11 protein-coding genes are annotated in these 14,096 nt (G+C 73.1%); 2 read left to right on the top strand and 9 right to left on the bottom strand.

Features of this window, described 5'->3' with window-relative positions:
• Positions 1–7 precede the first annotated feature (7 nt).
• From ACQP1P_RS04965 to ACQP1P_RS04940, 6 genes are read right to left on the bottom strand one after another with little or no spacing between them, the layout of a single operon-like run.
• A complete protein-coding gene (locus tag ACQP1P_RS04965; RefSeq protein WP_433083518.1) occupies positions 8–1,309 on the bottom strand; it encodes a polysaccharide biosynthesis C-terminal domain-containing protein in 1,302 nt (433 codons plus the stop codon).
• On the bottom strand, positions 1,309–2,481 hold the full coding sequence (locus tag ACQP1P_RS04960; RefSeq protein ID WP_433083517.1) for a glycosyltransferase: 1,173 nt from the start codon (positions 2,479–2,481) through the stop codon (positions 1,309–1,311). The genes ACQP1P_RS04965 and ACQP1P_RS04960 overlap by 1 nt, the downstream gene beginning before the upstream one ends.
• Positions 2,478–3,671, bottom strand: a complete 1,194-nt coding sequence (locus tag ACQP1P_RS04955) for a glycosyltransferase (RefSeq protein WP_433083515.1) — start codon at positions 3,669–3,671, stop codon at positions 2,478–2,480. Before ACQP1P_RS04955 ends, ACQP1P_RS04960 begins: the two co-directional genes overlap by 4 nt.
• A complete protein-coding gene (locus tag ACQP1P_RS04950; protein ID WP_433083513.1) occupies positions 3,668–4,849 on the bottom strand; it encodes a glycosyltransferase in 1,182 nt (393 codons plus the stop codon). The genes ACQP1P_RS04955 and ACQP1P_RS04950 overlap by 4 nt, the downstream gene beginning before the upstream one ends.
• Complete coding sequence (locus tag ACQP1P_RS04945) at positions 4,846–5,940, bottom strand: glycosyltransferase (protein WP_433083511.1); 1,095 nt, start codon at positions 5,938–5,940, stop codon at positions 4,846–4,848. The genes ACQP1P_RS04950 and ACQP1P_RS04945 overlap by 4 nt, the downstream gene beginning before the upstream one ends.
• A gap of 1 nt (position 5,941) precedes the next feature.
• The gene (locus ACQP1P_RS04940) at positions 5,942–7,249 is read right to left on the bottom strand and encodes a sugar transferase (protein ID WP_433089847.1); all 1,308 of its coding nucleotides are present in this window, start codon (positions 7,247–7,249) and stop codon (positions 5,942–5,944) included.
• 636 nt (positions 7,250–7,885) lie between these two features.
• Between ACQP1P_RS04940 and ACQP1P_RS04935 the strand changes: the two genes are divergently transcribed.
• Entirely contained in the window at positions 7,886–8,839 is a 954-nt protein-coding gene (locus ACQP1P_RS04935) for an LCP family protein (RefSeq protein ID WP_433089845.1), read from the top strand.
• 47 nt (positions 8,840–8,886) lie between these two features.
• Here the strand turns inward: ACQP1P_RS04935 and ACQP1P_RS04930 are convergent, their stop codons facing one another.
• Complete coding sequence (locus ACQP1P_RS04930; protein ID WP_433083509.1) at positions 8,887–10,272, bottom strand: hypothetical protein; 1,386 nt, start codon at positions 10,270–10,272, stop codon at positions 8,887–8,889.
• Positions 10,273–10,442: 170 nt separating this feature from the next.
• Between ACQP1P_RS04930 and ACQP1P_RS04925 the strand changes: the two genes are divergently transcribed.
• Complete coding sequence (locus tag ACQP1P_RS04925) at positions 10,443–11,552, top strand: LCP family protein (RefSeq protein ID WP_433083507.1); 1,110 nt, start codon at positions 10,443–10,445, stop codon at positions 11,550–11,552.
• On the opposite strand, the gene ACQP1P_RS04920 is transcribed toward ACQP1P_RS04925, so the two are convergent.
• Positions 11,503–12,870 carry a glycosyltransferase family 2 protein gene (locus tag ACQP1P_RS04920; RefSeq protein WP_433083505.1) on the bottom strand — a complete coding sequence of 456 codons (1,368 nt, stop codon included), beginning with the start codon at positions 12,868–12,870 and terminating at the stop codon, positions 11,503–11,505. The genes ACQP1P_RS04925 and ACQP1P_RS04920 overlap by 50 nt on opposite strands.
• Before the next feature lie 57 nt (positions 12,871–12,927).
• Positions 12,928–13,776 (bottom strand): hypothetical protein, encoded by an 849-nt coding sequence (locus ACQP1P_RS04915; RefSeq protein WP_433083503.1) that lies wholly within the window; start codon positions 13,774–13,776, stop codon positions 12,928–12,930.
• Positions 13,777–14,096: the final 320 nt, after the last annotated feature.

Raw genomic sequence — 14,096 nt, 5'->3', positions numbered from 1 at the left:
GCACTCCTCATGCAACGGGCTGCCTTCCGATCCGGGCGCCGCGCCGCCTCAGCTGATCCTGAAGTATGCCGATGTCCTCGCGGTACGGCACGGTGAGCATCCGCAGCGAGGACGCCGCGCCCGTCCGGCGCACCGCCACCGCCGCGACCACGACCGAGATCGCGTAGCCGGCCAGGCTGGCCAGGGCAGCGCCGGCCGCACCGTGCGGCGCCAGCGCGAACAGCAGCGCCACGCCGCCGGCCGAGCCCGCGACCAGGGCGATCGAGGACCAGCCGGCCCGCCCCGCGGCGAGCAGCACCGCGGTGAAGAGGGTCATGGCGGTGTACAGCACCGTCGCCAGGCACAGGATCACGGTCGGCGTGACGGCCGGGGCGAACGCCCGGCCGAAGACGAGCGGCACCGCGAACGCCGCGAACGCCGCGAGAAACCCGCAGGCGAGCACGGCGGCGGCCAGGGCCAGACGGGCGGGCTGGGCGACGCGGCGCGGATCGTCGCCGGCCGGCTTGCCCAGCAGGACGGTCCGGGCCGCGGTGGCGATCACCATCGGGATCTCCGCGACGCTGACCGCGACGGCGTAGTACCCGAGCTGGCGCGCGCCGATGACCGGCAACCCGACGATCTGGTCGAGCCGCGCGCTCGAGACCGCCGCCAGCGCGCCCGGCAGGCAGGCCAGGGCGTAGGTGACCAGCGTCCGGCGCGGCACCACCGGCTCCGGCGTCTCCTCGGGGCCCGGCCGCACGCGCAGGCGGCGCAGCCCGGCCCCGACCCCCAGCACGGCGGAGACCAGGAACAGCCCGGCGGCCCAGAACGTGTCGAGGTCGAACGCCAGACAGGCGGCGATGACCAGTCCGGCCCGCGCGAGGGCCGGCAAGACCTTCACGAGGTTGACCCCGCGGATGTCCGAGGCGCCGGTGAGCGCGCCGATGAGCAGGTTGGACAGCACGTGCAGCGGGGCCAGGAGCACGAGGATGAGGTACAAACGGAAATGCCGTGCATCATCGGCGAAGACGAACCGGCCCAGGACACCCAGCACCGCGATGCCGAGCAGGCCCAGCGGCACCGCGGCGAAGAGGCTCACCCGGGCCGCGGACCGCCGCCCGAGAATGCCACCGCGCACGTGAAAGCTCAGCGAGTCCTGCAGGCCGAGGGTGCCGAGCCAGCCGTACACCACGATCGGCAGCGTCAGCGCCGCGTAGAGACCGCGGTTGTCCGGGCCCAGCTCGCGGGACAGGAACGGGCTGACCAGCAGTCCGCTGACCGGGATGAGCAGGTTGGCCAGCGACGCGGCGGCCAGCTTGCGCGTCGACATCAGCCGGTCCCGCCGACGCTGTGCAGGCCTGCCAGGAGCCGCTCGGCGAAGGACTCCTCGGAGAACCGCTCACGCACGAGCCGTACCGCCGCAGGCGCCATCCGGTCGAGGTCCGCCTCCGTGCTGGCGACGAGCGCCTCGGCCAGGCCGGCGGGCGTCTCAGCGAGGCGCACCGCCGCGGTCGCCGGCACGCCCTCCGCGCCGGCCGCAGTGCTGAAGACCGGCACCGCGTGGGCCAGCAGCGTCAGCGTCTTGAGCTTGACCCCGGCCCCGCTCCACACCGGCACCACCGCAGCCCGCGCGGTCGCGAGCACCGGCCGCAGATCCTGCACATAGCCCAGCACCTCGACGCCGTCGTGCCGGGCCAGCTCTACGCGGACCGCATCGGTCAGACCGGAGCCGATCAGGCTGAGGGTGTACCCCGCCCGCCGCGCCACCGCCCAGCCCTCGCCGAGGAACCGGCGCAGGCCCAGCAGGTTGGGCCGGAAGGCGAAGCTGCCCAGCCAGATCAGCCGCCCCGGCTCCGGCCGCGGGGCGTAGGCGTCGGGGAGGGGCACGCAGCTGGGCAGGATGATGTCCGCGCGCCGGCCGTGGTGGCGGGCCAGCCGCTCCGCCTCGGCCTCGCTGGTCACCGACACGCGGGCGGCGAGCGCGAGCGCCCCGGCCTCGAACCGGCGGGAGACGCGGGCGAGGTGTCGCGCCCGGAGCCGTTGGGCCGGCCCCGGCGCCTCCGCGATGTCCTGCAGCGTGCTGGCCGCGAGGACGTTCGCCTTGTCCCAGTGCCAGCGCAGCGTCGTGCCACGGAAGTACGCCCCGGCCGCCTCGCCGATGCCGATGGCCGCACCGGTACTGCCCCGCAGCCGCTCGTGCAGCTCATGGCTGTACCGGGTGCGCACCCACGGCGGTAGGCCGGCCAGCGCGGCCTCGGAGAAGCGGCCGAGCGGTCCGAGCCGCCCGAGCCGGTACGGCGTGGCCGGAAAGTCCTCCACCCGCACCCCGGGCAGCAGCGCGCGCAGCTCGGCGACCTCAGCCGGGGTGGTGGCGGGCCGCCGCACCACGAGCAGCCGGTAGGGGCCGCGGCGGGCCAGCGCGCGCAGCATCATGAGCACCCGCACCGGGTCGCCGCGGTCCGGGGGCAGCGGGAAATACGTCGACACGACCGTGAGGCTCATGGGGCCCCGTGCGCGCCCAGGGCCCGCCAGACGCCGAGCAGCCGCGCCGCCTGCAGGCCGGGGGCGAATTCGGCCCGGATCCGTTCCCGCAGCGCGGCCGCGCGCCGCCGGGCCTCCGCCGGCTCGGCGGCCGCGCCCGCGATCGCGGCGGCCAGCGCGACCGCGTCGCCGGGCGGCACCAGCCAGCCGGAGCCGGCGTCGACCAGCTCCGGAATGCCGGACACCGAGGTGGTCACGACCGGCACCCCGCACCGGGCCGCCTCCATCAGGAAGACGGGGATGCCGTCGACGTCGCCGTTCGCGGCCGGGCGGCAGGGCAGCACGGCGAGGTCGGCGGCGGCCAGCGCCCGCATCGCCCCGGCGTGGGGCGTAGCCCCGTGCAGGGTCACCGCGGCCGACAGCGCCGGGCTGGCCGCGACGGTCCGGCGCAGCCCCTCGGCCTGCGGTCCGTCGCCGTAGAGGTCGTAGCGCACCGGGTGCCCGGCCGCGGCGAGCCGCTCCACCGCGGCGAGGGCCGTGTCGATGCCTTTCTTCTCGATCAGCCGGGCGATGGTGATCACGCGCAGGGCCCCGGTCTGCGGCCTCGGCACCTCGTCGGTGCCGGTAGCCCCGTCACCGATCGTCCCGTCGAAGGCCGCGCGGACGATGCTGTGCGGGACGCGGGACAGTCCGACACCCTTGGCCCGCAGCTGCCGCTGCGCCGCCGCGGAGACGACGAAGAGGTGGGCCAGCGCCGACACCCGCCGGTCCAGTGCGGCCGGGGCGTCGTCGAGCAGGAAGTCGGCGGCGTGGGCGAACGCGGTCGCCGGCACGCCGAGGCGGTCGGCCACCAGCACGGCCACGGCGGTGGGCAGGTTGACGAAATGGGTGTGCACCACGTCCGGGGCGAAGGCCCGGACCGGCCCGGTCAGCGTGTTCGCGTAGGCGCCGGCCAGCAGCGCCCGCGCGCCGTAGGAGGCGCCGAGCAGGCCGACCTGCCGGGACAGCCGGACCGGGTGGCGAGCGAGGGTCCGCAGCACGTCGGCCGCCTCGGCCCGCGGGCTGCGCTGCGGGCCGCGGGCATGGAAGACGGCGACCTCGGCCCCGGCGGCCCGCACTGCGGCGATCTCCGACCGGATGAAGGTCTCGCTGTAGCCCGGCTCCCGCAGCAGCACGTACGCCACGCGCAACGGGAGCCCCCGCTCGGTCACCCCGCCTGCCGCCTCTCGCCGTGGTCCCGGACGTTGCGTACGGTACCGAAGAACGCCGCGTGAGCTTCCGCGCACGCTTCGTCGCCGAGCAGCCCCGGGGTCCGCGCCGCGCCCTCGGCCAGCCGGACGCGCAGGTCGCGCGAGCCGGCGAGCGAGCGCAGTGCGGCGGCCAGCGCCCCGGCGTCGTCCGGCGGCACCAGCAGCCCGTTGACGCCGGGCTCGATCCACTCGCCGGGCCCGCCGCCCTCGGTCGCCACGACCGGCCGGGCCCGGGCCAGGCCCTGCAGCACCGACTGGCCCAGCGGCTCAGGCCGGGTCGATGCGTGCACCAGCACATCGAGGGAGTCGACGAGGCCCGTGACGTCGTTCACATGGCCGAGGAAGTCGACCTGCCCGGCGATCCCGAGGCGGGCCGCGAGCTCGCGCAGCTCGCCCTCGTAGGCGTCCGGCCCGAACAGCGCGGAGCCGGCCAGACGGGCCCGCACCTCGCTGCCGGCGAACGCGTGGGCGAAGGCCTCGAGGAACACGTGCTGGCCCTTCCACCGCTGCAGCCGCGCGACCAGCCCGACCGAGCGCACCCGGTCGGCGACGTCCGGCGCGGCGGCCCGCGGTACGAGACCGCTCGGGCTCTGCAGCACGGCCCGCGGGACATCCGCGCCGAGGTATGGCTCGGCCGAGCGGAGGGTGGTCCGCGAGTTGGCGATGACGGCATCGGCCCGCGGCAGCGCGATTCGGGTGAATGCCTCGAAGCCGAAGCGGCCGAGGCTCTCCACCTCGACCAGGTCCCGCAGGTGGACCACGAGCGGCCGCTGCCGGCCCCGGTCGGCCAGGGCGCAAATGATGGCGGCCGCGGCCGAGTTCGCGTGCAGCAGGTCCGCTCCCCGCAGCGCCGGGCTCGCGCGCAGGGCCCGGGCGGCCGAGCGCAGCGCGGCGAGATACCGGGCGGCGAGGCCGAGATTGCGGCCCCGGGTCCCGCCGCCGGGCAGGACCGGCAGGTCCAGGTGTACCGCGATCCCGTGCGCGGCCGGCCCGGCGAAGACCGCACCGCCGGGCGCCGCGCACACCACCGCCCGCCACGCAGGGCCGGACGCCAGGAGCCGGGCCAGGGCCAGCTCGGCGCCGCCCGCCTTCGAGGTGTGGCTGACGTGCACGATCCGCATCGGCTCGGGCCGGCTCATACCTCGTCGCTCACCCAGGACGCGATGTTCGCCTTGAACACGTCGGTGTCGAAGCGCCAGGCGTGGGCGGCGATCCGGTCGCGATCGAGCTCATCCAGCCGGCGCAGGGCCTGCGCGTAGCGGGCGGGATCGTCCGAGTCGAGCAGGAAGCCGGTCTCGCCATAGACCACGGTCTCCAACAGCCCCCCGCGCCGTGCGCCGAGCACCGGGGTGCCGCACGCCTGCGCCTCGACCGGGACGATGCCGAAGTCCTCGTGGACCGGGAACAGCAGAGCGCGGGCACCCCAGTACAGCTCCCGGAGCCGCTCCCGGGACGGCCGGACCTCGAACGTGACCGGCACCCCGGCGCGATCGGCCCGCCGCCGCAGCTCCACCTCCTGCGGGCCCGCGCCGGCGATCACCAGCGGCATCCGCGCGGCGTCGGCGATCTCGATGATCAGGCCGAAGTTCTTGTACGGAATCCAGCGGCCCAGCCCCAGCAGGTACTCCCGCGTCTGGGTCCGCTGGTGCGCGGGGGCGGCGGCGAAGTACGCCACGTCGACCGGCGGGTTGATGACGCGCGCATCGCGGTTCCAGAATCGCCGCACCCGCGCCCGTACCTCGCGGGAGTTGGCCGCGTAGCTGGACACGTGCCGACTGAGCCGCACGTCGGCCCTCTGCAGCGCGCGCCGGGGCACCGACAGCAGGCCGCCCGCGCCCCGGCCGTCGAAGCCGGGGCTCCAGACGTACCGAGCCGGCGAATGCACGTAACTGAGGTAGGTCGTCGGCCCGGCCGAGGACAGCTTCACCGTGTGCGCGAAGGCGTGGCTGGAGGAGATGACGACATCGAAGTCCTCGCGGGTCAGGGTGCGCCAGGTCAGCGGCATGACCGGCAGGGCCAGCGGCTTGACGTGGCGCAGCGGCGTCCGGGCCAGCCACGACTCCCGGAAGCCGTCCCCGCGCCGGGCGTCCGCGTCGCGCCAGAGGACGAACGCCTCGGCCTGCGGCAGCAGCTCGCTGATGGCGACGAAGACGTTCTCGGATCCCCCGGTCGCGCCGAACCACTCGTGGACGAGGGCGACGGACCGGCCGGGCAGCAGCGGTGCCTGCATGTCAGCGTCCGCCGCCGCGGAACACCTCGGCGACGGTACGCAGGATGACCTTCACGTCCAGCCAGATCGACCAATTCTCGATGTAATAGTTGTCGAACCGGGCCCGGTCGGAGATCGGCGTATCCCCGCGCAATCCGCTGACCTGGGCCAGGCCGGTGAGCCCGACCGGCACGCGGTGGCGCATGGCGTAGTCCGGGTGCTGGGCGGTGAAGCGGTCGACGAAGTACGGCCGCTCGGGGCGCGGGCCGACGATCGTCATGTCCCCGCGCAGGATGTTCCACAGCTGGGGCAGCTCGTCGAGCGAGGTGCGGCGCAGAAACCGGCCCACCGGGCGCACCCGCGGATCGTGCGCGACCGTCCAGTGCGTCCGCGACTCCGTCTCGTCGGCCGGGCGCATGGTGCGGAACTTCACCAGCTGGAATTCCCGCCCGTACCGCCCGATGCGCTGCTGGCGGAAGAAGACCCCGGGACCGTCGATCCGCACGGCGATCGCGCACAGCAGCAGGACCGGGCTCAGCACCAGCAGGGCGGCCGCGGACAGCAGGATGTCGCAGCCGCGCTTGACGTACCACCGCACCCCGGACAGCACCGGCCGGTGCATCCGCACGACCGGGATGGCGCCGATGTGGTCCGGGCTGCCGGCGCGGGTGCTGAACTCGCGCAGCCTCGGCACCATCCACACGTCGAGCCGCGTGCTCGCCGCGCCGCGAACGATCGGCAGCAGCAGGTCCTCGGCGCAGTCGATGTCGGCGATGATGAGCACGTCGCACTCCGCGCGGCGGGCGACCCCCTCGAGGTCGTCGAGGCGGCCGACGAGCGGGGCGCTGTCGCCGCCCTCGTGTCCCGTCGCGTCGACGTCCACGAATCCGATAAACCGGAGGCCGTACTGCGGGTAGCGCCGCAGCAGCCGGGCCAGCTCCAGCGCCACCGGTCCGCCGCCGAGGATGATCGCGCTGCGCTCGACCCACCGCCGGCGCCGGGCCAGGCGCACCCCGGCGTAGACGATGGCCCGCCCGAGCAGCACCAGGCCCCCGGCAATGGCCACGACCCGCAGATAGGACGCGAGGTTGTCGGCCGAGGAGTGCCGGATCGCCACGACGATGCTCACCAGCGCACCGGCCACGAGCATCCGCCCGAGGAGCGTGGGGGCGTCGTCGAGCAGGCTCAGGTGGCGCCGGGCGGTGTAAAGGCCACCGGCCGCGAAGAGCGCCGCGGTCACGCCCGCCGTGACGACGATGGCCTTCCAGTGCTGCTGGAACCGCGCCGCCAGCAGGGCGAACACCAGCACGTCGACGGAGGCGGAGAGGATCCACACGCGCAGCGCGCCGGTGCGACGGGCGGTCTCGGTGCCCACGTAGGGCAGCACCACGGTGGAGCCGAGGATGGCATGGGCGTAGTCGTGGGCCGGCCCGGGGTTGGAGTCGGGCCCGCGGGGCGCGGGGATCGACGCCGACGGGCGCGCGTCATCACCTTCCGTGCGCGATACGCTGCCCCCGCCGGGCGCGGAATATCCCGATTCCAGCCTCATCGCTTCCCTTGCCGCATCGACGAATCCGCTTCGCCGCATCCTGGCGTCCGTCGGATCCTACGGCCGGACGAACGTCCTTCACCACCCACCGGAGCAGGCCGGGTCGCGGCTTGAGACCCCTATCACATTTTAATTGGTGCCAATATAAGGACGTCAGCGACGCCCACTGGGCATTTAGCCGTGGATCGATGCTTTCATCCGGCTCGGACCGGTCGCGGTCCGTGACTCCGCGTCAGTACGATCCTCGCCATGTCGAAGCGAGCACCGCGCACCGATCGCTCCGCAGCACACATTCCGGAGCCCCGCACGGGCTCGGACCCCGTTGACGCGCCGCCGGTCGGCGCACCCCTGGACGCGCCCGCCGAAGCGCCGGCGGAGGCGCCGCGCAAGCCCCGGAAGCGCTGGAAGCGGGTCACGCTGATCATCGCCTTGGTGCTCGTCGTGCTCATCGGCGGCGGGGTGCTCGGCGTGAGCCTGTGGCTGCGCTCGGTGTCGTCGGACGTGCAGCGGGTCGACGCGTTCACCGACGTGCCCAAGGACGAGCGGCCCCAGAGGGCGGAGCAGGCCAAGGACGCAATGAACTTCCTGCTCCTGGGCAGCGACTCGCGCGACCCGGACAATCAGGGCGGTTCCCGCAGCGACACGATCATCATCCTGCACCTGGACAAGAACCGCACGAAGGCGCAGATGGTGTCCATCCCCCGCGACACGTGGGTCTATGTGCCGAAGGCGAAGAACGCGGAGTACGGCAACACCAACGCGAAGATCAACGCCGCCTACGCGTGGGGCGGCGTGGCCGGCGTCGTGCAGACGGTGGAAAAGTTCACCAACATCCGCCTGGACCACGTGGTGATCGTCGACTTCTCCGGCTTCAAGGAGATCGTCGATGCCCTCGGCGGCGTGGACATCGACGTGCCGCAGGAGTTCACCTCGACGCACTCGCTCAACCCGGACGGCCGACGGCACTTCGACAAAGGCCCGCAGCTCATGGACGGCGCCGCGGCGCTGGACTACTCCCGCGAGCGCTACGCGTTCAAGGACGGCGACTTCGCCCGCATCCAGCACCAGCAGCAGGTCATCAAGGCGATCCTGAACAAGGCGGCCTCCGGCGGAACGCTGGCCAGCCCGAGCCGGCTCAACGCATTCCTGCATGCGACCGCCGACGCGGTGATCATCGACGGGACGCTGAACATGCTCGACCTGGCGATGGAGCTGCGCAACCTGCGCGGCGACGATCTGTCCTTCTACACCAGCCCGACGAAGGGCACCGGCAACGTGGGCTCGGAGAGCGTGGTCTTCGCCGACGACGCCGCGGTGGGGCCGTTCTACGAAGCGCTGCGCAACGACCAGCCGCTGCCGGTCAAGAAGTAGCCCGCGGACGCCCCGCGGTGGTGGCCACGGGGCGTCTGGCGAGGACGTCAGCTGTGGCGCTGCCAGAGGTCGCGCAGCACGTCCCAGTTGCCGCCCAGCACGTCGTCGCAGAGCGTCTCCATGTAGAGCGCCGAGTCCGCGCCGGTGCGGCTCCAGGCGATGCCGCAGACGGCCTTCGCGTCGGCGCCCTTCCGGGCGAACTCGATGTACTGCCCGGCCGTGCCGCTCCCGCCGTTCTTCTGCGTGACCGCAGCCACGCCCGGCGCGATGTCGGCCGAGGTCGCGTTCTCCTTCGTCGCATTGGCCTGCGCCACGTCGTGGTCGGTCATCGTCTTGTAGGACACGAACTGCAGCAGCACCCCGCCGTAGCGGCACGAGACGCGCTTGGCCTCGCCGCTGTACAACTTCGGTCCTCCGGCCTCGGCGCTGGTCTGACATCCGCCCATCTCGGTCAGCCACGGCGTGGCCAGGTCGAGCGCGCTGCCGTCGAACTTGGCCCTGTTCTTCTCGGCCTGGGTGGCCTCGAACGGGTGCAGCGACGGCGCGCTCGACACCGAGGGCGCCACGCTCGCCCCAGCCTGCGGTCCGGCTCCCCCGGCGTCGCGCGTCAGCCTGCCCCCGGTGCCGATCAGGTAGCCCCCGGCCCCGGCCAGCATCGCCACGACCACGGCCGTGACGACGGTCCACAGCACCGTGCGCCCGCCCGAGCCCGCCTCGAACCAGCCTGTGGGTTCGCTCTCGCCGGGCTTGGGCAGCGGCGGCACCGAGGGGTCGGGCGTCCACGGCTGCGGCAGCCCGAGCGGTCCGACCGACTGCGGCGCCCCGGACACGGACTGCGGCACGCTCGACACGGGCTGCGACAGGCCGTACGGACCGCCGGACTGCGGCGAACCCGACACGGGCTGCGGCGCTCCCGACACCGGGTGCGGCGCGATCGAGCTCGGCAGCGGCGGCACCGGGGCCGGCGGTGACTCGGTCCAGACTCCCGGCGGCGGCCCGGCGTACGACGGCTGCGGCGGAGCCTGCCCGTACCACGACGGCGGCCCGTACGACGGCGGCGGTCCGGACGGCAGCGGCTGCGTGGGCGGCTGCGGCTGGGCGGGTACCCCGTACGGCCCGGGCGGCATCTGCTGATATGGCGGCTGGTGCGGCGGCCCCTGGGCCCCGGGCGGGGGCAGTGGCTGCCCCGATGGTGACAACGGACCGGGCGGCGGCGGTGGCCAGGCCGATGACTGCTGCGCCGGCGGCAGCGGCCCGGGCGGCGCGGACACGGCCGGAGGCTGCGGCGCCCCGATCGGCTCGGTCGGCTGATCCTGATCCCAGACCGGCTGCACGTCGGCCATCGCCGTCGGCGGCACCGCCCACGGGGAGTGCGGGCTGATGCCGTCGACCGGCTCGCCCGGCCGGGTCGGCTGATTCCCCTGCTCGCTCACGTGCGGCAGGGTATCAACGCAAGCCACATTCGTAATACGGAGCGGTGCCCGGGCGTTCCCGGGTCAGCCCCGGCGCAAGCAGACCGCGAACTGCGCAAATGCCCACAGACGGCCCTCGGTCGATTCGCGGGTTCCGTGGTGGGGGGGCGTGGATCAGTACCATCGCTGCCATGCCGACGCAGGAGCGACACTCCGACGATGACCCCACCGAGGTGATCGAGCGGATCCCGGCCCCTCGGCGCTCCCCGGATCCCGGCACCGCCGAGCCCGCCAATGCCGTCCCCTCGCACGCCGCCCCGAAGAAGCGGCTCGGTCGCAAGGCACGCACCACGCTGTTCATCCTGTCGGCGCTGGCCGTCCTCATCGTCGCGACGGTCGGCGGCACCGCCCTCTGGCTCGAATCGGTGGCCTCCGGCGTCAAGCGGGTCGACGCCTTCGACGGCGTCCCCGCGGCCGACCGCCCGCAGAAGGCCGAGGCGGCCAAGGACGCGATGAACTTCCTGCTGCTCGGCAGCGACTCGCGCAACCCGGACACTCCGGACGGCTCCCGTAGCGACACGATCATCGTGCTGCACATCGACAAGGCCCACGCCAAGGCCCAGCTGGTCTCGATTCCCAGGGACACATGGGTGTACGTCCCGAAGGCGCCCGGCAGCCAGCACGGCAACACGGAGGCCAAGATCAATGCCGCGTTCGCGTGGGGCGGCGTGCCGGGCGTCGTGCAGACCGTCGAGAAGTTCACGAATCTCCGCATCGACCACGTCGTCATGGTCGACTTCTCCGGCTTCAAGGAGATCGTCGACGCCCTCGGCGGCGTGGACATCAACGTGTCGGAGAGCTTCACCTCGACCCACTCGCTGGACCCCTCGGGCACCCGCCACTTCGAGAAGGGGCTGCAGACCATGGACGGCGCGACCGCCCTGGACTACGCCCGCGAGCGTTATGCCTTCCAGGACGGCGACTTCGCCCGGATCCGCCACCAGCAGCAGGTCATCAAGGCCGTGCTGAACAAGGCGGCATCGGGCGGCACCTTGAGCAGCCCGGGCAAGCTCAACGACTTCCTGCGCGCCACCGCCGACGCGGCCACGGTCGACGACACGCTGAACATGTTCGACATGGCCATGGAGCTGCGCAACATCCGCGGCGACGACGTGACCGCCTACACCAGCCCGACGAAGGGCACCGGCATGATCGGCGACGAGTCCGTCGTCCTGGCCGACACGGAAAAGGTCAAGCCCTTCTACGACGCTCTGCGCGAGGACCGGCCACTGCCGGCCTGACCGGGTCCGGGGCCCGAACCTCGGGGCGGTCGAGGTAGCCGCAGACGTCGCTCAGGGTGAGCCCGGACCGGCGGGCCTCGGTCTCCAGGGTGTCGAGGGTCGCCTCGTCAATGCGGGGCAGCAGGCGTCGCCAGACCTCGGCCGCCCGGTCCCGCTCGTTCATGGTCCGGTTGATCCAGGCGCCGTCGCCCCGGTTCAGGTGGTTGAAGAGGTGGCGCGTCGGGGTGGTCCCGCGGGGCGCGTGCCGGTTGAAGATGGCGGCGATCCCGGCGACCGGCACGAGGCCCTCCAGCGCCGGGCGGACCCGCTCGGGCGACAGGCACATCGGCAGCCGGCCCCAGACCTCGGGCGCGACGCCGGACGCGGCGTCGATGGCGCACGACAGGGCCCTGCTCAGCTCCGCGACGAGCGCGTCCTCGTCCACGGACACCAGCGGGTGATCGAAGATCTGCCCGGTCTCGTGCAGATAGGCGGCGTGCAGGCAGTTGATGAGCACCAGCGACATCGTCGCGAAGAGGGCCCGGACCGGCAGCGCGTCGATCTCGCCGTAGAGGCGGTAGTAGTCGGGCCGGCCGGCCAGGGACGCGCAGTACACGCGCCAGGGCGAGGGCAGGCACTGCACGGGCGCGCGCAGCCCGTGCCGGGCGTAGATGTGCGCGCTGCTGCGGCCGTCGCGCAGGGCGCGCACGACCAGGGCGGGGACGTTCTCCTCCACGTAGTGCACCGGCATGGACGTGGTGGCGAGCCAGCCGATGCGCCCGCCGGCCGCGCGCAGCCGCAGGGCCAGGTCGGTGTCCTCCCCGGCGTGCGGGTGATGCTCCGTGTCGAACGGGGGGCCGGGCGGGGCGAGGTCGCGGCGGTAGCCGGCGTTCGCCGTGACCAGCAGGCCGCCCATCTGTCCGTCCATCGGGGCCGCGTCGTAGAACCGCTGGTGGTTCATGAACGCGGTGATCGGGCCGACGACCCGCAGGCGGACCGGGCCGCCCACGGCCGTGCTGCCGCTGTGCAGCGCCTGGTACATCTGCGTGCACCAGGGCAGCGGCACCACGAGGTCGTCGTCGACGAACAGGATGGTGTCGTGCCTGGCCGCCGCCACCCCGGCGTTGCGGGCGCGGGACACGCCGGGCGGGTCGGAGCGCAGGACCCGCAGCCGGGGGTCGGTGGGCCCGTCGTAGGTCGCGCCGGGCGGCACGCGGTTGGCGACGAGCAGCACCTCGGTGTCGGGGCCGAGCAGCGCGGCCGAGGCCAGGGCCGCCTCGACGCACTCGCGCACGTGCGGCCGTTCGAGGGTGGTGGGTATCACGACACTGACCGACACTCTGGTGCCTCCAGTCCGTTGCGGGCCTCTGCGTCCCGGTCTCTGCGTTGCGGTCGTCTACGCCTGCGGTACGAGGTCGCGGTAGTACGACCACAGCTCGTGATGCGGAATCCGGCCGCTCTCCGAGCGCACCTTCTGGAACTCCCCGGCCCAGTGCACGAGCAGCGTCGGCGAGCCCCCTTCCGGCGTGACGACCTGCCCGTCCCGCACGACGCCGATGTCCGCGCCGCCCCACCGCTCGAGCGGGATGGACATGTCGCCGGAGACGACCATCATCGCGAGCAGGCTGGTGTGCGGCCGCCCCGACGTCACGATGAGGTAGTTCAGCAAAGGCTGTTCGCGGCAGAGCAGCTCCATGTGCGGCGCGAGCGCGAGCGCGCGGTCCAGCTTCGCCCGCACCGTGTCCATGTCCAGCAGCCCCCTCTTGGAGCCGACGAACCCGGTGTTGGCCGCGAAGCTGATCTGCCGCGGGCTGAGCGCCCGGGCCCGCAGGATGGAGTCCCGCCACACCCACCGCCGGGCGTCGGGCACGTTGGAGTTCGACACGATGAAGTCGAAGTTCGCCAGGTGCGGGAACACCAGGTCGATCGAGTGCAGCACGACGGTGTCACAGTCGATGTAGACGAACTCGTCGAACTCCCCCGACCACATGGCCAGCTTGCGATATTGCCCGGCCACTTCGCCGTGGAAGCGCTTGCTGATGTCGTCGCACTCGCGCAACAATTCGGGCCGCTGCCATACGTCGAACGAGAATCGCGAGGCGAGCGCGGCGACCCGCTCCACGTTGTCGGCGAACGGCACGAGGCGCAGCGGGATCGTGGGGTTGAACCGGCGGAAGCTGCTGAGAAAGGCGACCGCCTGCTCGTAGACGGTGTCGTTGGCCAGGAAATAGACGCCACGCCGCACGGTCAGCCCCTCTCATGTGAGCGCTCCCACCGAGCGTGAAAAAATTTACCCGCCCCTGACCCGAACCCCGACCCCAGACTTTCGCGGGCCGGCCGGAACCGGTTCCGCCGAACGCAGTCCCTGCACACCGCCCGCGCGCCGGAGCAGGGCCTCGGGCCCGACGCGGAACACCCCCTGTCCGAGCAGGGGTTTGGCGAGGACAGGTAGGGGCCGCGCCCGGACGCCAAGGTCCATCGCTTGTCGCCAATCTCCTCCATATCGGCGCCGCTCACCGGCGGACCAACCGTTCAGGCCTTGCATTCCGCAAACGGGAACACTTA

Source organism: Dactylosporangium sp. CA-052675 (assembly GCF_050947935.1).
Lineage (GTDB): Bacteria > Actinomycetota > Actinomycetes > Mycobacteriales > Micromonosporaceae > Dactylosporangium.
Note: the sequence above shows the minus strand (reverse complement) of the source record. Positions and strands in the feature narration are given on the sequence as shown.